The sequence below is a fragment of the Candidatus Nitrospira neomarina genome (genome assembly GCF_032051675.1).
Classification (GTDB): Bacteria; Nitrospirota; Nitrospiria; order Nitrospirales; family UBA8639; genus Nitrospira_E; species Nitrospira_E neomarina.
This window is the reverse complement of the sequence record NZ_CP116968.1, coordinates 246527-267642: the sequence shown is the minus strand read 5'-3', so window position 1 is coordinate 267642 and position 21116 is coordinate 246527. Positions and strand designations below refer to the sequence as shown.

21 protein-coding genes are annotated in these 21116 nt (G+C 51.9%); 14 read left to right on the top strand and 7 right to left on the bottom strand.

Features of this window, described 5'->3' with window-relative positions; genetic code table 11:
- Positions 1–40: 40 nt before the first annotated feature.
- The 3 genes from PQG83_RS01185 to PQG83_RS01175 are packed head-to-tail and all read right to left on the bottom strand — an operon-like array spanning position 41 to position 4821.
- Positions 41–1249, bottom strand: coding sequence for an osmoprotectant NAGGN system M42 family peptidase (locus tag PQG83_RS01185; protein ID WP_312745815.1), 1209 nt, complete (start codon positions 1247–1249; stop codon positions 41–43).
- A gap of 25 nt (positions 1250–1274) precedes the next feature.
- Positions 1275–3059, bottom strand: coding sequence for an N-acetylglutaminylglutamine synthetase (gene ngg / locus PQG83_RS01180; RefSeq protein ID WP_312745812.1), 1785 nt, complete (start codon positions 3057–3059; stop codon positions 1275–1277).
- Entirely contained in the window at positions 3049–4821 is a 1773-nt protein-coding gene (locus tag PQG83_RS01175) for an N-acetylglutaminylglutamine amidotransferase (protein ID WP_312745810.1), read from the bottom strand. Before PQG83_RS01175 ends, ngg begins: the two co-directional genes overlap by 11 nt.
- A 624-nt stretch (positions 4822–5445) precedes the next feature.
- Here PQG83_RS01175 and PQG83_RS01170 point away from each other — a divergent pair.
- From PQG83_RS01170 to PQG83_RS01115, 12 genes are all read left to right on the top strand, one after another.
- Complete coding sequence (locus PQG83_RS01170) at positions 5446–5850, top strand: RidA family protein (protein ID WP_312745807.1); 405 nt, start codon at positions 5446–5448, stop codon at positions 5848–5850.
- 261 nt (positions 5851–6111) lie between these two features.
- Positions 6112–6492 (top strand): VOC family protein, encoded by a 381-nt coding sequence (locus PQG83_RS01165; protein WP_312745804.1) that lies wholly within the window; start codon positions 6112–6114, stop codon positions 6490–6492.
- Between the two features lie 87 nt (positions 6493–6579).
- On the top strand, positions 6580–7029 hold the full coding sequence (locus PQG83_RS01160; protein WP_312745801.1) for an OsmC family protein: 450 nt from the start codon (positions 6580–6582) through the stop codon (positions 7027–7029).
- A gap of 110 nt (positions 7030–7139) precedes the next feature.
- Positions 7140–8399 carry an RNA polymerase sigma factor gene (locus PQG83_RS01155; RefSeq protein WP_312745798.1) on the top strand — a complete coding sequence of 420 codons (1260 nt, stop codon included), beginning with the start codon at positions 7140–7142 and terminating at the stop codon, positions 8397–8399.
- A 225-nt stretch (positions 8400–8624) separates the two neighbouring features.
- Positions 8625–8981 carry a YciI family protein gene (locus PQG83_RS01150; RefSeq protein ID WP_312745795.1) on the top strand — a complete coding sequence of 119 codons (357 nt, stop codon included), beginning with the start codon at positions 8625–8627 and terminating at the stop codon, positions 8979–8981.
- A 168-nt stretch (positions 8982–9149) separates the two neighbouring features.
- On the top strand, positions 9150–9881 hold the full coding sequence (locus PQG83_RS01145) for a DUF899 domain-containing protein (RefSeq protein WP_312745792.1): 732 nt from the start codon (positions 9150–9152) through the stop codon (positions 9879–9881).
- A gap of 466 nt (positions 9882–10347) precedes the next feature.
- Positions 10348–10773 (top strand): YciI family protein, encoded by a 426-nt coding sequence (locus tag PQG83_RS01140; RefSeq protein ID WP_312745789.1) that lies wholly within the window; start codon positions 10348–10350, stop codon positions 10771–10773.
- A 79-nt stretch (positions 10774–10852) separates the two neighbouring features.
- A complete protein-coding gene (locus tag PQG83_RS01135) occupies positions 10853–11446 on the top strand; it encodes a DUF1579 domain-containing protein (RefSeq protein ID WP_312745786.1) in 594 nt (197 codons plus the stop codon).
- Between the two features lie 124 nt (positions 11447–11570).
- Complete coding sequence (locus tag PQG83_RS01130) at positions 11571–11927, top strand: YciI family protein (RefSeq protein WP_312745783.1); 357 nt, start codon at positions 11571–11573, stop codon at positions 11925–11927.
- 89 nt (positions 11928–12016) lie between these two features.
- The gene (locus PQG83_RS01125; protein ID WP_376753623.1) at positions 12017–12499 is read left to right on the top strand and encodes a VOC family protein; all 483 of its coding nucleotides are present in this window, start codon (positions 12017–12019) and stop codon (positions 12497–12499) included.
- Positions 12500–12617: 118 nt separating this feature from the next.
- A complete protein-coding gene (locus PQG83_RS01120) occupies positions 12618–13805 on the top strand; it encodes a WD40/YVTN/BNR-like repeat-containing protein (protein ID WP_312745778.1) in 1188 nt (395 codons plus the stop codon).
- A complete protein-coding gene (locus PQG83_RS01115) occupies positions 13802–14104 on the top strand; it encodes a MoaD/ThiS family protein (protein WP_312745775.1) in 303 nt (100 codons plus the stop codon). Before PQG83_RS01120 ends, PQG83_RS01115 begins: the two co-directional genes overlap by 4 nt.
- A gap of 66 nt (positions 14105–14170) precedes the next feature.
- Here the strand turns inward: PQG83_RS01115 and PQG83_RS01110 are convergent, their stop codons facing one another.
- Both PQG83_RS01110 and ada read right to left on the bottom strand, forming a co-directional pair.
- A complete protein-coding gene (locus PQG83_RS01110) occupies positions 14171–14920 on the bottom strand; it encodes a 2OG-Fe(II) oxygenase (RefSeq protein WP_312745772.1) in 750 nt (249 codons plus the stop codon).
- On the bottom strand, positions 14917–15996 hold the full coding sequence (gene ada / locus PQG83_RS01105; RefSeq protein ID WP_312745769.1) for a bifunctional DNA-binding transcriptional regulator/O6-methylguanine-DNA methyltransferase Ada: 1080 nt from the start codon (positions 15994–15996) through the stop codon (positions 14917–14919). The genes PQG83_RS01110 and ada overlap by 4 nt, the downstream gene beginning before the upstream one ends.
- Before the next feature lie 274 nt (positions 15997–16270).
- Between ada and PQG83_RS01100 the strand changes: the two genes are divergently transcribed.
- Positions 16271–16714: a hemerythrin domain-containing protein gene (locus PQG83_RS01100; RefSeq protein WP_312745766.1), complete on the top strand. Its 444-nt coding sequence runs from the start codon at positions 16271–16273 to the stop codon at positions 16712–16714.
- Positions 16715–16809: 95 nt separating this feature from the next.
- Here PQG83_RS01100 and PQG83_RS01095 read toward each other — a convergent pair whose 3' ends face one another.
- Positions 16810–17835: an SDR family oxidoreductase gene (locus PQG83_RS01095; RefSeq protein WP_312745763.1), complete on the bottom strand. Its 1026-nt coding sequence runs from the start codon at positions 17833–17835 to the stop codon at positions 16810–16812.
- A 95-nt stretch (positions 17836–17930) separates the two neighbouring features.
- Entirely contained in the window at positions 17931–19307 is a 1377-nt protein-coding gene (locus PQG83_RS01090) for a mechanosensitive ion channel domain-containing protein (protein WP_312745761.1), read from the bottom strand.
- Positions 19308–19983: 676 nt separating this feature from the next.
- Between PQG83_RS01090 and PQG83_RS01085 the strand changes: the two genes are divergently transcribed.
- On the top strand, positions 19984–21105 hold the full coding sequence (locus PQG83_RS01085) for an AI-2E family transporter (protein WP_312745759.1): 1122 nt from the start codon (positions 19984–19986) through the stop codon (positions 21103–21105).
- The last annotated feature ends 11 nt before the right edge of the window (positions 21106–21116 follow it).

The following is a 21116-nucleotide window of genomic DNA, read 5'->3' as shown; positions in this document are numbered from 1 at the left end:
TGCATCGAACATCCTGTCGTCTATCCTTAACGGAGCAGCGCTATGGGTTATCTTGGGGTTCACCATGGCGTCGGACCATGTCCTCGAGGGTGTGAGGGAAAGACGTTTCTTCAATCGGTTGAGTAGGAAAATCATTATCGGACCCTAACGTATCGCGATCTCTCCAAAACACCGGTTCATTTTGCATATATACGACCAATAACTTCGCAATGGCCTCGAGTCCATTCAAATGAGTTCGCTCATAGCCATGAGAAGAATCGACCCCAAATGTAAGAAGAGCGGTCCGAATGTCGTTCCCGGCCTCTACGGCCGACGCACTATCACTTCGGTAGTCGCAAAAAATGTCGCGCTGAAACGGAATGTCATGTTCCACGCATAAGGCGATGAGCCGCCTGACCAAGTGATAATCAAAAGGCCCGGCTGAATCGGCCATGGCAATCGTCGCACCAAATTCGCTCGAGGCTTGAAAGGGCGCGGGAGTGCCGTTATCAATTGTGATCATTTCTGCCACATCACCATGCAAGACAGCCGAGGCCCCTGACCCAACCTCTTCGGATATCGTAAACAGTAAATGGCAATCCACAGGAAGCGTGGCCCCTGACTCAAGAATGGATTTCGCAGCAGCCAGGATGGTGGCCACTCCGGCTTTATCGTCCAGATGCCGCGAGTTGATAAATCCATTGGGTCCGATTTCAGGCGCGGGGTCAATGGCAATGAAATCACCAATATGAATCCCGAGGCGCTGGAGATCCTGCTCGGTCGATAAGGGTTGGATACGTCCCTTGACGTCCGTCACAGTTTCATCAAGTCGAATTTCCAGATTTTTCCACGACACCGGTTGCGTATTGATTTCGTCACCATAGGTGTGCCCGGAAGCTTTCAGGGGCAGGATGGTGCCACGATGCATACTGGTATCCGAAAAGACGGTCACACGGGCACCCTCGGCAAATCGGCTGGACCAGGTTCCGATTGGCACAATGTCCAGCCGGCCGTTGGTTTTGAGCCATTTGACCAGAGCCCCCAGCGTATCCAGATGAGCCACAATGGCTCGATCGGGCGTACTGACTTTTCCTGCCATGGTGGCTCGAATGGCTCCGCGCCGCGTGAGTTCGAAGGGAATCCCTAATTGTTTCAGTTCACCGGACACCGCATGGACAATTTGATCGGTATAGCCGGTCGGACTCGGAATCGCCAATAGTTTTTGGAGAATATGAAGGAGGTACTGAGTGTCAATTTTTGAATCGATCATACAATCCCTTATCACCCCATAAAGATTACTTCAATTTTGTGGGCGTTTTGGTTTGAGGAAACAACAGGTCAATAAATCGTTCCGCCGTCGGTTGCGGTTCATGATTGGCGAGACCGGGTCGCTCATTGGCTTCAATAATGACATAGTGTGGATTAGAACCCGTCGTGACGATAAAATCGAATCCCACCACCGGAATAGCGAGCGCCTTGGCACCAACCACCGCCGCAGTGGCTAAATCAGGATGAAGTTTTCCTGTCACGTCATGAATCGTTCCTCCGGTATGCAAATTGGCCGTCTTTCGCACCGTGATGGTTTTGCCTTTGGGCAAAACCTCTGTGAGAGTATAGCCACCTTCCTTAACACATCTCTTGGTTTCTCCGTCCAGAGGAATACGACTCTCCCCGCCGGTCAATCGTGCCCGTCGCTGACTCTGCCGATCAATCAATTCGGCAATCGTATGATGTCCTGTCCCCGTGATCCGAGGTGGTCGTCGAACGGCAGCGGCAACCACTTCATAATTGATCAACACAATGCGTAAATCCTCGCCCTTCACATATTGTTCCAGAATAACGTGACCACCATATTTGCCGGCAAGGCTAATTGCGGACTCCATTTCCTTAACCCGACGCACATCCACACTCACACCAGCTCCCTGTTCTCCCATGACCGGCTTGACAACAATAGATCGATACTGCTCAAGAAATTGTCCATTAAGTTTCCGCCCATCGGCCACCATCTGAGCTGGAACGGATAAGCCGGCTTCTTTCAAGACGCGCCGGGTGAGCGTCTTATCCGCACAACGGCTCATCGCAATCGCGGAGGTCAATTCGGACAACGATTCTCGACAGGTAATGGACCGGCCCCCGAACGTCAAGCGGAAGTAGGCATTCTCGGCATCCAGCACATCCACGTCGATGCCTCGGCGTCTGGCCTCATTGACAATAATGGTGGCATAGGGGTTGAGTCGCTGATCCGGTGAGGGGCCGGCAAACAGTTTTTCATTAATGGTATTTCGCGTTTTCACCGCAAACACAGGAATTCGTTCAAATCCCAGTTTCCGATACAGCGCAATGGCTTCATAGTTGTCATGCAGCACCGAGAGATCCACATAGTTGCACCCCCGGGCCTTCATCCGTTCGGCCGCATGACGAATCAACGCTTCCCCCACTCCGGGATAGTGGGTTTGAGGGTCAACGGCCAGACTCCAGATGCTACTGCCTTTTTCGGGGTCGTCAAAAATCAGGCGATGATTCACAGCTAAGATGACGCCGATCACTTCATTCGTGGCCTGGTCTTTCGCAAGAAAATAGCAGATTTTTTTGGAACGGCGATTCCTCATAAGGAGATCGCTGTCGGCCGTAACCATGCCCCGTGCCGCATAGATCCGATTCAAAGCCGTGACATCAGCCTCCGACTGGATAGGAGTGATCACCATGCCTGATTTCTGATTGGCAACGGATTGATAATCACTCAACCACAATCGAAATGTATGGGATGGATCCAGAAACAGTTTGTGGGGGCGCAGGGCCAGGACCACATGAGGATCCCGTAAATAAAAGGCAATATCCCGGTGCCCGGGACATTCTTGCATCAGCGTGGAAGCCACCTCTTCGGGCCCTGTAAAAGTGTGGGCAAAAATGAGGCGCCCCCAACCGCAATCCAGGACCACTTTTGGCTTCACTCGCCGGCCCTGGTAGGTCGCCGGCCCGACTTCCCAGTTTTTAACCGTCGGCCCGATCGGTCGTTGGCGGGGGCTCGTCATGTGGAGAGCTTGCGTGGCCTTCAAAACATCGCGATCCTTAGATGCCATGGGACTGAAGCCACAGTTCCAATAACCCAAGCTGCCAAAGCTTTGACCCACGTAAAGGCGTAAGATGGTCATCCGGATTCTTTAGTAATTCATCAATATAGTCCCGCTGAAAGATCTCGCGGTTCTGACCGGTCTGTGACAAAAGCGCCTCTTTCACCATGCCCAGATAAGGGCCCCGCAGATATTTCAAGGCGGGGACGGGGAAGTACCCTTTGGGCCGGTCAATGACCTCTGAAGGAATGACCCGGCGGGCCACTTCTTTGAGGATACCTTTCCCCCCTTGCGCAATTTTCATTTCCGCCGGCACTCGTGCCGCTAATTCGACGACTTCATGATCTAAGAACGGCACTCGCGCTTCCAGGCTCCACGCCATCGTCATGTTATCGACACGCTTGACAGGATCATCGACTAACATAATAGTTGTATCAAGCCGGAGGGCCTTATCAATCGGTCGCGAAGCGCCCGGTTGGGAAAAATGCGTCTCCACAAAACGCTGACTATGATCGTCTCCGTGAAACCGTGGATGAATGACTCGAAGAAATTCTTTCTGGTCGCGATCGAAAAACACCTGGCGATATTCCTCAACCGGATGTTGACTGTTCAACAGTGGGGGATACCAGTGATAACCGGCGAAAATTTCATCGGCTCCCTGTCCACTTTGGACCACCGTGACATGCTTGGACACTTCTTTAGAGAGCAAATAAAATCCGATGGCATCGTGACTGACCATTGGCTCAGACATGGCATGAATACAACCCGGCAGGTTAGGCAGAACGTGCGTCGTATCAACGGGCAGCTTGTGGTGACGGGTGGAAAATTCGTTGGCAATGATATCGGAGTAAAAGAATTCGTCCCCCTTTTCCTCTCCCACCGTTTCAAACCCAATGGAAAAGGTATTCAGGCCTGTGGCGCCTTCAGCCGCTAGCAGGCCCACGATAAGGCTCGAATCCAGCCCACCGGACAAGAGGACCCCGACGGGCACATCCGCAATCAACCGTCGGCGGACAGCCAAACGCAGGACTTCATATAGCCGGTCTTGCCAGTCCCGTTCCTTCCATCCCCTTTCATCATCACGCGGTTCGAAAGAGAGTTGCCAATAGTGATGATGTCGTCGTGCTCCGGTTGGCTCGATGACCATCATGGTGCCGGGCGCTAATTTTCGAATGCCTTTCAGCAAGGTATGAGGGGCAGGAACGACGGCGTGAAACATGAAATAGTGATGAAGCGCCACGGGATCCAACTCCGTGGAGACGTTTCCCCCCGCTAAGAGAGCCGGTAAGGTCGATGCGAATCGAAACTGCTGAGATGTCTCAGTAAAATAGAGCGGTTTAATTCCCAATCGATCACGCGCCAGCACAACCCGCTCTGAATCTCTTTCCCAAATGGCAAACGCAAACATCCCATTTAAGCGGTGAATAAAGCCTTCTCCCCACGCATGGTAGGCCTTGAGAATGACTTCCGTATCTCCCTGGGAAAAAAAGGTATAGCCTTTCCCTTCCAGCTCATGTCGCAATTCCTTGTAGTTGTATATCGCCCCATTAAACACAATACCAAGCCCTAAAGTGGAATCCACCATGGGTTGCTGGGACGCCTGGGTCAAGTCAATGACTTTGAGGCGTCGATGCCCGAATCCCAATCGCCCTTGGACGTACAACCCCTCGCCATCAGGACCACGACTGCCCATAGTCGCATTCATGGCCATCAAGTCTTTGGGGTCCACAGGACACCCTGAGAAATTTATTTGTCCAAGAATTCCGCACATCTGCTCATCAACCTTTTTATTATCTTGAAATGTTTTTATCGCACATGTGATTGTCGACGATCACATACAAATACGAGCATCCCTGGCTCATCCCCTTTGAAAAGGAAATCTTCACCAGGGATAATCTTTTTAAGAATTGGCCCATTGTGAACGGGGATAATGTCCAGAGGATAGGAAAACTTACCCTAATAATTAATCTCGGCTTTGTCAAACAAATCCAATGGACCTGCACGCATCAGAGGACTGAAAATACACTATGCGAAAGGGGTCTTCTGCGTGATATTTTCAATCATTTAAGGAATCATATTTGCGAGGCTCCCGATAAAACTCGTTTGAACAAAGAATTTTGACACACACCTAGCAGGTGTTGGATCAAGGAGCAACGAGTGACCCTCAACAACAACTCACAGACCTCTCGGTCTCGGACGTCTCGAGGGATAATCAGGTCGGTTTAGAAATTCTGGATTTGTCTTCAACTGTGAGAGGATTCGACGCACCGATACCAGGCCAAATGAATAGCCTCCGATTAGATATACTGAACCATCTTCGTGTGTCATGAACGGGCAATCACAGCGCCAGGGCGTTTTTTGAGGTCTTTTTCGACAGCAATAAGGAGGTGGTACGATGAACATCACACAAATCCGGATCGATCCGGATCCCTACGAGCCCTATCGGCTTTCACAGGGGTATCGGGTCGGGGATCTGCTCTTTATCTCAGGTCAGACTGCCATCGATACGAGCGGTCGAATCGTCGGCGCAGGCAACTTTGATGTCCAGGCCAAACAAACTTTTGATAATCTCGAGCGGGTATTGCATGCGGGAGGATCAAGCCTACGGAACGTCATCAAAGTGACGATCTTCCTGACCGACATGACCCATTTCGATAAAATTGTTGAACTTCGCGGTCAACGGTTTACGGCTCCATATCCGGCAGACACCATCGTGGAAGTCCGCTCACTCTATTCTCCCGATGCGATGATTGAGATTGAAGCGATTGCCGTTGCCGACTCTGCGGCTGAGCGGAAGTAAGCATCATTCGGGTAAAATAAACTATGAATGCATTCTTGAAAACAGAGCCAGCGGCTCGCTTGCGAGAACCCGACAAGCTACCCATGGAACCTCCAGGCAGCGGTACAATGAAAAGATTGTCTGGCGGACACGTTCTTCAGACGGACGGCCTCATATTTGGATGCACAAATTACACATCATTAATAGTTGATCGATGAATAAGGAAAAATACCCGAGTGCGGAAAACGGCGGCAATTACTGCGAAATGAAGGGTGTAGGTTAATGAGACGCTGTTTTGATCATGTGGATCTTCGCGTACGGAACCTCGCCGAGGCTAAACTGTTTTATGAAATACTTTTGCCGGCGCTCGGGTTCACGCAAGAGACCGGCATTGAGGGATGGGTGACGTATGAGGCGGCCGGAACGGATGGGGTCACCGAATTTTTCGGGGTGACGGAATCGCCACAACACGTTCCCAATGAAAATAGGATCGCGTTTTGGGCCGACAGCCACCGCAAGGTCGATCAGCTGGCTGCGATTGCCATCCAGGCCGGCGCACGAAATGTCGAAGGGCCGGTTTACGAAGACCATGGCTATTATGCTGTTTTCTTTGAAGATCCCAGCGGCAATCGCCTTGAAATCTGTTACCGCGAATGCGCATAAGTTCCCGGATGCCTTTGCGATCGTCCGCGCACAGGTATGTTCGCTTCATTAAGCAAAGATTGTCACGTTTTCGAAAGGGGTTGATCAATGTCTGAGCATAAGATCACGCTGGAATGGAAGAGGGAATCAGAGGACTTTTCGTACGAGTCGTATACTCGAGACCACGAGTTGGTCTTTGAAGGTGGTGTTCACGTGCCGGCATCCGCCGCACCGGCCTATCGGGGGAATCCCGCTCATGTGAATCCTGAGGAAGCCTTCGTGGCGGCCCTGTCGAGTTGTCATATGCTGACTTTCCTGGCGATGGCAGCCAAGAAACGGTTCGTTGTCGATCGCTATAGTGATCATGCTGTTGGATTGTTGGAAAAAAATCAGAACAAAAAGCTGGCGATGACACGTGTCATCTTACATCCTCGAGTGATATTCGGGGGGTCGACTCTACCGACCCAGGAACAGATACACGCTCTCCATGAGCACGCTCACAGCGAATGTTTTATTGCCAATTCGGTGACAACAGAGGTCACGGTTGAAGCAGAATAACGGACAACATCCTCTCTCATCATCCCTCCGCAGAGGCGATCGCTACCCCGAACGCGTGCCTCATACCTCGGCAGTCTCTCCGTGCCTCTCAATGTGAGGCCCTCTCCATCATGAGTGACAGACCGGCCAAACAGGTGCGGGAGGTGGTGGAAGAAGTGTACCGCACTGAATCGCGTCGGATTCTCGCGACATTAATCCGCCTGCTCGGCGACTTTGATGCGGCTGAAGAAGCGTTGCACGAGGCGTTTGCCGTCGCAGTCGAACAATGGACCAGGGATGGGATCCCGGACAATCCGCGAGCCTGGCTCGTGTCGACCGGCCGTTTCAAAGCCATCGATGGGATGCGGCGACGGACCAGGTTTGATGCCTCTCTCGCAGAACTCGCCACGCAATTGGAAACCCGCATTAATGATGCTCAAGAAAATCCGGATGAAAGTATCGACGACGACCGGCTGCGTCTGATCTTTACCTGTTGCCACCCGGCTCTTTCATCAGAAGCTCAGGTGGCGATGACACTCCGGGAGGTTTGTGGCCTGACGACGGAAGAAATCGCGAAAGCCTTTCTCACATCCCCGCCCACAGTGGCTCAGCGGATCGTTCGCGCCAAGGCGAAGATTCGAAAAGCACGCATACCCTATGAGGTGCCTTCTGAGACCGCATTACCCGACCGTCTGGATGCGGTGCTGCGGGTGATTTACCTCGTGTTTAACGAAGGATACTCTGCCTCTTCGGGGGAATCTCTCACACGCCGTGACCTCTCGGCTGAGGCTATCCGACTGGGGCGATTATTAATGGAATTATTACCGGACGCGGAAGCGATGGGACTTTTGGCCTTAATGCTGCTCCATGACTCCCGCCGCGCCGCACGCATCTCCCGGACGGGAGATCTGATTCTGCTTGAGGACCAGGATCGTTCGTTGTGGAACCGGGACCAGATCGCGGAGGGGGTTGCCCTGGTAGGAAAAGCGTTTGCTTCACGCCAGATCGGCCCTTATACCATTCAGGCCGCGATTTCCGGATTCCATTCCCAAGCCACACATCCCACATCCACGGACTGGCCTCAAATCGTGTCACTCTACGATCTGTTGATGCAGGCGTCTCCTTCCCCTGTGGTGGAACTGAATCGCGCTGTCGCTGTGGCCATGCGTGACGGTCCTCTGGCAGGTCTTGCCCTCATCGACGCAATTTTCGCACGGGGGGATCTCACGAATTATTACCTGGCACATTCGGCGAAGGCGGAGCTTTGCCGGCGATTGGGCCGAATTGCAGAAGCCAAGGCCGCATACAAACAGGCTCTCGGCCTCACTCAGCAGAAGCCCGAACGGCGATTTCTTGAACAACGGCTGGCCGGGTTGCAGGATCGCAAGTAATCCCCCTCCCTTTCTGTACCAATAGGTACCACCAGAGTTTTTCCGATTTTTTGTGACAGATCAATGGGCACCCACAATATCTTGTTGGGAACATTGGGAAGATCTCAATTCCTAGCGTGCACAACGCGCCGCCGAAATTCATCATGACCGTTGTCGAATTTGATCCCCCCGAACGACTAACTGATAACAAAACCAATTCATCACCTAGTTTGGAGGTCGGCAGCCATGAAATCTCTTCTCTTTTGTTGCATGGAAGAAAAAAAGTGGGACTCCCTATCAAAGAGCGAGGGGGATAATCTTATACAGGCAACCATGGTGTATTGCGAGGAACTGCGCCAGAACGGCCAACTCCTTTTGGCCAACCCCCTCGAACCGGTCGAGTTGGCCATGACCGTGCGGGTCCGCAACGGCGGAGTGTCTCTCACCGATGGCCCTTTCGCCGAAACGAAGGAACAGATCGGCGGATTCTTTCTGATCGAGGCCAGAGACATCAACCAGGCTGTTCAGATCGCTTCCAAGTTTCCATCAGTGCGTCTCGGGAGTATGGAGGTTCGGCCGGTGAGAGACCTGCACCGGCAGTAGCCGGCCAGCCGCTGCAAGTGAAGAGTCAGTCATGTGTCCAGCATGCCTTACAACTTTTGCACTGATTTCGGCCAGCGCGACGTCGACGGGAGGGGTGACCGCACTCGTCATGAAGAAGCTCCATAAGAATCGTATCAATCGACAACCCGAATCAAAGGAGGTCAAGCCATGAACATAATCGAAACATCAATACCAAACCACAAGATCGTATCGCGGGAAGAATGGATAGTGGCCCGGAAGGAGTTGCTGAGAAAAGAGAAGGAATACACCCGGTTGCGAGACCAGTTGAGCGCCGAACGGCGCAGACTACCCTGGGTGAAAGTCGAGAAGCACTACATGTTCGACGGACCTCACGGCAAGGAAACGCTCATTGAACTATTCGAGGGCCGACATCAACTGGTGGTACAGCACTTTATGTTTGGGCCGGAGTGGGAGCAAGGTTGCCCCAGCTGCTCATTCATGGCCGATCACACCGACGGCATGAACGTGCACCTGGCACATCGCGATGTCACGCTGGTGGCTGTCTCGCGCGCGCCGCTGGTCGAGATCGAACGCTTCCGCAGACGTATGGGTTGGCGGTTCAGGTGGGTGTCGTCATACGGCAGCGACTTCAACCATGACTTTCACGTGAGCTTCACCCCGGAAGAAGAGGCCAAGGGACAGGTTTATTACAACTACGTCATGCAGCCTTTTGAGTGTGAGGAATTACCCGGTATCAGCGTGTTCTTCAAGGACGACGCGGACAATGTCTTCCACACGTACTCGACTTACAGACGCGGTGTGGAGGTGATGTTGGGCACCTATAACCTGCTCGACCTCACACCGAAGGGCCGCGACGAGGACCACCTGGAGTACACGATGGAATGGGTCCGCCACCACGATCGTTATGGTACCGATTAGCTCACGGAGCCGACAAACTCTATTGGCCGACAACGCCATCGCCCGGAGCGGCGGAGTGCCACAGTTGGGGAACTGCCGGATCGGGGGTTGGACGATTCCCACACAGTAGGTTGGTCGCCAATTTTGGCCATCCCCCGGAGTTATGTCGATAGCATTTAATCTTAATCGGAGGCCGGGAGCCATGAAATCTTTGTTGTTGGTTCACCATGACGAGGACGCATTCAGCAAAATGAATGAGATTTCCGGCCCGCCGACTGAGGAATGTTTGATGATCAGGAAAGGCCCCGCTTCAATTCTGAACAAGCTGCCTTGTGGCTCTAGGATCAGAAACACATGGTGGCAGAGCGACAACGAAAGGGTATTTCCATATGTCGATTTCACCAGCCCCAGTTCGACAAATAAAGAAAATCCGGATAAGTCTATTTTTTAATTCAGTTCCATGTAATAAAGCCAAGGAGGTTGGGTGATGCGATTCATGATTATTGTCAAAGCCACCAAGGACTCAGAAGCCGGCGTGATGCCGAGCGAGCAACTTCTTACTGACATGGGCAAATTCAACGAAGAACTGATAAACGCCGGCGTCATGCTGGCAGGAGATGGGCTCCACCCGAGTTCAACAGGCGCACGGGTACAGTTTTCAGGAAACAAGCGGACAGTGATCGACGGACCCTTTGCCGAGACCAAGGAACTGATCGCCGGCTATTGGGTCTGGCAGGTGAATTCGAAAGAAGAGGCGATCGAATGGGTCAGGCGTTGTCCGAATCCTGCAGGTGATGACAAAGAAGGCGAGATTGAGATTCGTCGACTCTTCGAAGCGGAGGACTTCGGACCGGAGTTCACGCCTGAGCTGAAGGAGCAAGAGGAGCACCTGCGTAAACAATTGTCTTCATAAAAGTAACCTGTGAACAGTCACTCACAGCATGACATACTTATCTCAACCGTGTTCATGATCAAACCACAAGGAGGCATCTATGCGTTTTACAACCTTCACATTCACCTGTCTCTGTATGGTCCTGACGGCCCTTCCAGTAATCGCCACAGACAAAGAAAAGCAGATGGACCCACAAGCCATGATGGAGATGTACAAGAAGCTGGCCACTCCCGGAGAACCGCACAAGTTATTTGCCAGCCTTGCCGGGAGCTGGACGACCAAATTAAAAGAATGGATGGATCCGGGCAAGCCTCCCACAGAATCGACCGGCACGGCAGAGATGAAAATGTTGCTGGACGGACGCTTTCTCTACCAAGCCTACACTGGTCAAATGATGGGCCAACCATTCTCAGGGATTGGCATCGACGCCTACGACAACATCACGAAGAAATATGTCACGGCCTGGATGGATACGATGGGGACGGGGATTTTCATCATGGAAGGGACGGCGAGCGACGATGGTAAGACCATTACGCTGAAAGGATCGCATCCTGAGCCGGGCGGTGGACAGATGTCGCATCGGGCGGTCTGGAAAATTATCGACCAAAACACCCAGACGTTTGATATGTATGGGACTCATCACGGCGGCAAAGAAATGAAGATCATGGAGATCACCTATACCAGAAAGCAGTAGCGGAACAGATAGCGGGACGAAAAAACCTTCCGTTGCGATCTGTCGCATCGGTCGCCATTTTGTCTAGTACGGCTTGAGGGTCATTGGAACATTAATACTCATTCGTTCTAGTGGAGGCATTCATATGAAATACATGCTGTTAATTTACGGAACCGATCAGGCATGGGACGAGGCCGGACGTGAGAAGTGTTACAAAGAATCTACGGAGCTTGCACACCGGCTCAAAGCTGAAGGGAATTTTCTGGCGGCCGCTCCTCTGCATCCTGTCACGATGGCGACCAGCATCCGTATACGAGACGGCAAACGGCTCATCACCGATGGTCCGTTTGCAGAAACACGAGAACAACTGGGCGGCTACTTTCTTATCGAAGCCAGGGATTTGGATGAGGCAATGAACATCGCCGCACAAATCCCGGGTGCCCGGGTGGGCACGGTCGAAATCCGACCGGTTTTAGAGATCGGTGGTTTGCCAACGGAATAGGGACATTCCGGTAAGAGTACAATGGCATCCGGCAGGTCACGAAATTGACAAACAGATCGTATTCACGCTCAGCGAAGGCGCAAACCATGATGCAGAAAATTACCCCGTGTTTGTGGTTCGATCACCAGGCTGAAGAGGCGGTGAAATTTTATGTGTCGATTTTCAAGAATACCAAGATAGGAGATATCACCCATTATGAGGAGGAAGGCGCAAAGGTTTCGGGTAGACCCAAGGGATCAGTGATGACCATCACATTCCAGCTCGACGGGCAAGAATTTTTGGCCTTAAATGGAGGACCGCACTTCACATTTACGGAAGCCATATCCTTTATTATCAATTGCGCGTCGCAAGAAGAGGTAAACGAGCTATGGGAAAAACTCTCAGAAGGTGGTGAAAAAGGTCAATGCGGTTGGCTGAAAGACAAGTATGGGCTGTCATGGAAAATTGTTCCCACTGTGCTGAGCGAAATGATGCAAAGCCACGATTCAAAACAAAATAATAGAGTCATGAGTTCTCTCCTTCAAATGAAGAAACTTGACATCAAACGCCTACAGGAGGCTTACGAACAATAGTAGGTCACGACGCCTCGATCACAACGGTAAACGCGATTGATATAGGGACGGAATTGCCCCTCACGAATAGTGAAAAATTGATACGTTGATTGCTTTAACTTTCCGAAAGGAGTGAGGTATGAGTGGAGTACGAGTGCTTGTTGGAACACGCAAAGGTGCGTTCGTGCTGACATCGGATGGCACACGCAAGAAATGGGACGTTCATGGTCCCCACTTTGGCGGATGGGAGCTGTATCATGTAAAGGGATCTCCAGCCGATCCGAATCGGTTATATGCATCACAATCGAGCAGCTGGTTCGGGCAAATCATTCAACGCTCGGATGATGGCGGCAAAACCTGGTTTCAACCGGGAACACCACCCGGCGAGCCGACCACCGCCACGGACGGCACGCCCAAGGGGGAGAGCAACAAGTTCGTGTATGACAGCTCAACGGAAACGGGACAACCACTCACCACCCATCAATGGTACGATGGCACGCAACACCCCTGGGAGTTCAAGCGTGTCTGGCATCTGGAACCATCGCTGACCGATCCAGACACGATTTACGCGGGCGTTGAGGATGCGGCCATTTTCCGTTCCACCGATGGCGGACAGACATGGCAGGAGCTTCCCGGCCTGCGCAACGCTAAAGGGCATCTGTGGCAACCGGGTGCCGGGGGAATGTGCCTGCATACCATCCTTCTGGATCCTGGCAATCCGGAAAGCATATTCGTCGCCATTTCGGCAGCCGGCACGTTTCGAACCGAGGACGGAGGCAAGACATGGCAGCCGGTCAACCGCGGACTGAAATCCCCGTATGAACTTCCCGACCCAACCGCAGAAGTCGGCCACTGTGTGCATTGCATCGCCAAACACCCGTCGCGCCCGAATGTGCTCTTCATGCAGAAGCACTGGGATGTGATGCGTAGCGATGACGCAGGCGAGTCATGGCATGAAATCAGTGGAGACTTGCCCTCCGATTTCGGATTCCCCATTGCCGTGCATGCCCATGAGCCGGAGACCATCTATGTAGTACCGATCAAGAGCGACTCTGAGCATTATCCGCCGGAGGGGAAACTTCGCGTCTACCGCAGTCGAACAGGCGGGAACGAATGGGAAGGGCTGACAAAAGGATTGCCGCAACAGAACTGCTACGTCAATATCTTGCGAGACGCCATGGCTGTCGACTCGCTCGAACCCTGCGGGATCTATGTGGGCACCACCGGTGGACAGGTGTATGCCTCGGCCGATTCGGGAGACAGCTGGATGCCCATCGTCCGGGATCTTCCACCCGTCTTATCAGTCGAAGTCCAGGCGTTACCGTGAGCACGATTCGAGTGATCCTTCCGGCCCATTTGCGGACACTTGCACGTATCGACGGTGAGGTGAACCTGGAGATGGAGGGTCCTTCCACCCCACACGCCGTGCTCAACGCGCTGGAAACCCGTTACCCGATGTTGCGGGGGACAATTCGTGACCAGGTGACACAACAACGCCGACCATTCATCAGGTACTTTGCCTGCGGGCAGGATCTGTCCCATGAACCACCGGACGCCCGGTTACCCGACGCGATCACAACCGGAGAAGAACCGTTTCTGATTGTCGGGGCCATGGCCGGCGGCTAAGAACCGGCAAGGATATTCCCTGTCCGGGCCAAAGAATCCCGTTTTGCTGGGGATTCTCCATCCGGTTTATTTGGCGTCGTGGAATATAATCCCCACCGTATAGCGTTGCCCGGAGCGAACGCGGCTAACCCCATGCCGGAGGGTCACACGATACCAGCCCCTTCCTCCTCGCACAGGGCGATGATGTACCGCAAAAATGAGACCATCGCCCTGTCGGATCGGTACCACAATCGGCCGGGATTGCATACGTGGCCGCTGCTCGGTCATAACAAATTCACCACCCGTGAAGTCTTTCTGAGGGTCAGATAAAAGAATGGCAAGCTGAAGCGGAAACACGTGTTCGCCGTAGAGGTCCTGATGCAGGCAGTTGTAATCGTCAGTTTCATATTTGAGCATTAATGGTGTTGGCTTATCCTGACCGGAGTGATGACAGCGGGCCAGAAAATCTTCATGCCTCTTTGGAAAGCGAATCTCAATGCCCATGGCCGCATTCCACCGGTTTGCAACCGGCACAAGATGGGGGTATGTCGCATTTCGAAGTTGTTCGATGAGATCAGGAAGCGGATACCGGAAGTACTGATATTCTCCACGGCCAAAATTATGACGGCTCATCACGATGCGGCTACGAAATATCTCAGGGCGGGAATACACCATGGCCAAGTTCTCACATTCTTTCGAAGTGAGGAGCCTCTCGGTCACGGCACTGCCTTCAGCGTCAAGATCGCTTGAAACCTGTCCCCAATCAATCGCGTTGACCCGTTCCAGTATAGTCGCAGGCAACGCGACGGGAGATGTTGACTGCCCGCTCTCATTCATGTGTGTGACTCACGTTCAAGCAACGCTCGTTTCCGTTCGATGCCCCAACGATAGCCCGACAGTTCGCCATTCGTGCGCACCACACGATGACAAGGAATCGCCACAGCAATTGCATTGCTGCCGCAGGCCATGGCGACCGCTCGAATCGCTTTCGGTGCACCGATGCTCGCGGCGATGTCAGCATAACTTACCATCGAGCCGGCGGGAATGTTTTGCAATGCCTTCCAGACCCGTTGTTGAAACGCCGTACCTTGCACGTCCAACGGCAGGTTTAACCCCCGCTCCGGCGCTTCGACAAAACCGATCACTGTGGCAACCAGGTGTTCGAAGTCACCATCACCCTCGATGAAATGAGCCTGAGAGAACTGCTTCTGCAAATCGCGCGTCAGTTGCTCAGGGTCATCTCCCAGAAGAATCGCACACACACCGCGCTCACTTCTGGCAACGAGGATAGCCCCGAGAGAACATTTCCCCACGGCGAATCGGATATCTATTCCGGAACCACCGGCACGATATGAGGAAGGTGTCATACCCAGAACAGCATCGGATGTGTCATAAAACCTGCCGTTGGAATTGAACCCGGCTTCGTAAATAGCCTCCGTCACCGTGTCTTTATGATTGAGGTGCGACCTCACCCGTTTTGCCAGATGCGCCGCCGTGTATCCTTTCGGGGTCAATCCCGTTACCGCCTTGAACACCCGATGAAAGTGATACCGGCTTAGTCCTGCATGATTGGATAACTCTTTGAGGCCTGGCACATGGTGCGAATTCTCGATGAGTCGGCAAGCGGCTTCGACTTTCTCCGCATACCGTTCCTGTAATCCGGGCTGGTGAGGCGTGCAACGCTTACAGGGACGAAATCCAGCCTTCTCGGCATCTTCCCATGAAGCATGGAACCGGACATTTTCAGGCCGCGGCACGCGAGATGGGCAGGACGGGCGGCAGTACACTCCGGTGGTGGTGACGGAATAATAAAAGGTACCGTCGGCTGTTGGGTCCCGGGAAGCCACGCTTGTCCACCGGGGATCATGGCGCGTTGTAACGGAACATTTTTCCTGGTTTGCTGTATTCCTCATGACCACTACCTGTGACAAACTGCTAAAATTGAAAGCATAATTTACCAAAAAATCTCCCCTCCTGACATGGCTCTTTTCCGGATGCCTATCTTTTCAAAAGTCGGGGACAGAGTGCACTCCGTTTCTTGCTTTTCAATTCGCAATTCCCTGCCCGTTCCAGGGTTCTTACTAGTTCAGTGTGTGAAGGAACAGGATTATTCTTCATCAAGCAATCGAAGTGATCATTTTTTTTCAGAGAGTCATCATCGGTCATTGACCGGAAAGGAAGCAGGGAATGGACATTTTTCAAATTTTAAAGAAGGATCACCAAACGGCAAAGGACTTATTCAAAAAATTGGAAACCACCGGTCCACGTGCGACGAAAAGCCGTGAAAAATTATTTTCTCAGTTAAAAGATGACCTTGAAGCTCACTCCCATGGGGAGGAGGCCGTCTTCTATCCTGCCCTCAGAGAAAATGCAGAGATGGTAGACCTGATTAATGAAGCCACGGAAGAGCATGCCGAAGTCGAAAACCTTTTGGAAGACCTTGAGGCGATGGGGGCAGAATCCGAGGAATGGAGCTCAAAACTTGCGGAGCTCAAAAAAAGCGTTCTGCACCATGTGAAGGAGGAAGAAGGCGAAATCTTTAAAAAGGCCAAGGAGATCTTGGATAAGGAAGAAATACAAAAGATGGGAAAAGAGTTTCAGGAGGCAAAAAAGCAGGCCGCGGCAGGCTAATCTTTGTCATCGTCAATGCCCAGGGATGGGGCCTTCAGGTCGGGAGGCTGTTCTTGCATCAGGCAGATCAGCTTTCCGACCGGCTGTATTGAGGATCAATCATTCAGTCGCGATCGATTCACCTGTGACTGCATTCGGGCCCATCCCAGGGAAAGAAGACATCCGACCCCCGCCACCGCCAACCACCCCCGGTTCATGGAAGCCCAGAGCTGAAGACTGGATGACCTCGAACGATGATCGAATGGGCCGTGAGCACCTCTGTCCTCCGCAACAGGTGTCAATAAATTATTGGGACGATGGGGATCAACGGGAACATTTGTCTGTTGTCCACTATAGGCCACGTCGGCGAGATAATGATCCAGGAGTCCCGGAATGAATTTTTCTCCGACAATGGTTTTGACCGTCGGCATGCCAACCCATAATTCACGACGATCGTGATCCGCCGCCCAAACAATGGCCCTCGCCATCACCTCCGGCTGATACATCGGTGGAACCGGCTGAGGATGATAGGGCATTCGACTTTTAATCCATCCAAATTGTGTGGTATTCACTCCCGGCAGGTGCACCATGGTGATGCGGACTTTGCTCTTATCATGAATCAGTTCCGATCGGAGCGACTCTGTAAATCCTTTTACTGCATGCTTGGCCCCGCAATAGGCCGATTGAAGCGGGATCGCACGATAAGACAGAGCGGAGCCAACTTGAATAATGACCCCACGATTCCTGGGCAGCATACGCCGGAGTGCCGTTAAGGTTCCATACACATATCCGAGATAGGTGACGTTCGTCACCCGCTGAAATTCTTCGGCGGTCATGTCCTTTACCGGTGACAGCACTGAGACCATGGCGTTATTTATCCAAATGTCGATCGGCCCAAAGGTTTCCTCAATGGTGATGGCGGCTCGCTCAACTTGATCGTGGTCGGCAACATCCGTGGGAATCACGATCGCCTGTCCCCCAAGCTTTTCGGCTTCCTGACGAGCTCCTTCCAACCCCTCCTGACCACGAGCCAACAAACCCAGATGCGCACCCCGTTGAGCAAAAGCCCGCACGGTAGCCCGACCGATTCCTGCAGAAGCCCCTGTGATGACCACAACTTCTGGTTGCCGATTTTTGTTCATATTTTTTCCTCATGTGTTTCAAGCGCAATGAAATAAAAAAGTGGACCATATAGTAATTGCTCCCGCCAGTGTGGCGGGCAGAATGTTTTTCGAATCTATGATTTCAGTAAATCCCTTTCCTTAATGTCTGCTCGATCTTTCGAAATTTGCTCAACAATATGATTATCTTTGGTAACATCGGCCTGAGAACCTGACTGCACAGCAGGTGCTGGAGCATCCCGTTTTTGCTCGGAATGGTCAAATACGGGCTGGTCATCGGGAGGGGAAGCTCCCTGCATTTTCAGACGATAGATGGGTTCGGGCATTTCATAATTGGCCAGATCAAAGGCCTCTTTCACCGCCCGAATCGCTTCACTTTTGACCTTTCCGAAATCGTATTGATCCTGTGTCGTCCATGCGAACATTTTTAGGATCACATTCGAATCGCCTAATTTCTCTACCGTACACCGGACCGGAGGATCAGCAATCACCCCGACGGTTTGCTCTAAAGTTTTTATAGCCAGTTGCAACGCCGCCTCAATTTTGACAGCGGTGTCGATACCGACCTCAAAGGAAAAACGCCGTTTGGGATTCCGGGAATAATTGAGAATAATGCCTTTGTATACCGTCGCATTGGGTATGCGTACATGATTTCCATCCAGCGTCATGAGAATGGTCTCCCGCGATGTCAGTTTCATGACCAAGCCTTCATAATTTTCCAGGACAATTTGGTCCAGTGGCCGAAAGGGCTGTCTGATACTCAGCAGAATGCTGGCAATGTAGTTCTCCACCGTATCTCGGAGGGCAAAACCGACGGCCAGGCCCATGACTCCCGCGACACCAACGATTGTTCCCAAAAGAGCTGTGGCGTCCAGGATTTCCAGCATGGCCACAAAGCCTATAAATATGACGGTCCCTTTGACGATTTGTTTGGCTAAGGATTGTAAAAACGCATGTGGAGTAATTCTTTCATACAGGTTATCCCATTTGGTCAAAAAGGATGCGAGGAACCAGAATAGAAGAAATACCGTGAAGCCGATGATCAGGAGTGGCAAATAGGAGATAAAATTATTGAGTTGGTCAACCATTTTTTCCTGCACGACGGTCAACCGTTCACGGACTTCCCGTTTTTGTGTGATTTCATCTGTCACGCTGACCACACCATCTACGCGTTCGGCAAGTTCAAGAGCCTGTTGGTGGGCTTCTTTGGTGGAAGTATGCCCCGTCAGCCGTACCACCCCCGCCTTCACAGCGATGTCGACATTGGCAAGCTCCGGCAAATTCTGAAAAACCTCCGCAAGCCGTTGTGTGATGAGGCTGTCTTCAACCTTGTCTGCTCCAACCGCAATTTCCTCTGGTGTATCGGTGGGTCGTGACTCTGTGGGAGCCTCTGTATTATCCACAGGCTCCTGGGACCAGACCGGTTCAACCCGCGCACTCCAAAAGACAATGCTGAGGAATACGAGGATTACTGGATAAAATCTGAAGTGCATTAACATTACATCCTGTCCTTCCCATCTTTGACTAATTCATTGAGGGTCCGACTAACAGGTTGCCGGACCACTCCGGAAAAGTACAAACACCGTCTCAGTCGAGACCCGAATGTATCCAGCGATTTAAAAAAGGGGTGCTCCAATCGAGAAAGAAATTATACATTGGGTAGAGGAGGACACAACTTCTTTCTGTGATGCAATAAGCGACTGGGGAAAAGAAACAAACATGAAATTAGGAACAATCTCAGCAAAATCGCCAATTTGCGAAAGGATAATGATTTACGGCTTGTTGAGGTTGTTTTTTATACTTCACTAATCGCTATAAATGTTTCAACAGACAAATTCAGGTCGTGCCATCTGAAAACATCCGTCAACAACGCTCTCTGTGTTTGATGGGTCTACGAATAGGGATGTGGATACTTGAGAAGTTGAGCCTAGTGATTTGTCTATAATAAATTAACGGGCCGGTTCCTATCATAAATCGGAGTGAGAGTGGCCTGACTACCTTTCAACCTGAGAAGTTTTCTAAAATGCAAATATTAGGCGGACGGTAAGTGTTACACTGCAGAGGTACAACATGCAGGTATTCCTCATTATGAACTTTGTGTCCTCCTCCTCGACCAAGCGGACGGCTTCAGGTGTGTCGATACCCTCACCCTTTGCGGCATCAACATAAATGTCTCCACAAGTTCTTTCAGCGGCCTTCCTTCTGTTGTGTTCCCTCCTGCTGTACGTGCTGGGCTTAATTTTTGCCCCCTTCATGACACCCATTTTGTGGGCCATGCTCTTGGTTCGTCTCTTCTATCCTCTCTATCAGTGGCTAACCCGCAAGTTGGGAGACAGGACAACAGCTTCGGCGGCTCTCAGCACACTGAGTGTCATGTTACTTGCCGTCTTGCCTGTGGCGTATTTGGTCTTCCTCGTGGTGACAGAGACCATTAACGCCTATCAGCTCGCCATGACATGGGTGCAAGAGGGTGGACTGCAAAGACTGCCTGAACTTGTCGCAAGACTGCCTCTAATAGGAAATGTGTCTCAAGAATTGTTGGGCCGACTGATTCTGGCCTATGGGGACGTTAAGGGGAACCTGGTTGAAGGAGGGAAAGCTGTCAGCGGGGTCGTACTGTCCAGTGTCGGTGGGCTGGCAACAAATACCCTTGATCTCTTCATGGATTTTTTTGTGATCCTGTTTACTCTGTTCTTCCTGTTTCGCGATGGGCATCATCTCTATCGTGCATTTTACGAAGCGCTCCCGATCGAAGAAAGCTATAAAGCCGTCATCATGGAACGCCTTGACAATGTGATGGTCGCCGTCGTTCAAGGGACCATTCTCACGGCTCTGGCACAGGGTTTCACGGCAGGGCTTGCCTATTGGGCCCTGGGCGTCCCGTTTTCCATATTTCTGGGAGCCTTGAGCGCAATTCTTTCTCTGGTACCTTTTGGCGGAACGGCATTAGTCTGGGCCCCGGTGGCCGCGTATCTATTATGGACCGGTCCCATTTGGAAAGGCATCGTCATGATCGGAATCGGGGTCGGATTGGTCGGTCTCATGGATAATTTACTGAAACCTTTTCTCGTCGGATCCAAAGCGGACTTACCCGTTCTGTTTCTCTTCTTCGCCTCATTAGGAGGCCTCGCGTATTTCGGCTTCATCGGATTGTTTCTGGGTCCCATTCTGCTTGGGATCGCGCTGGCGGTCTTCCAAATTTATCGTGAAAATTATCAGGAACAGGTCGGCCTTTTGGTTAAAGCAGAATCGGGACACCCAAAAGAACCGGCAAATCCAATCATTAAATAGGAGGGGTGAAG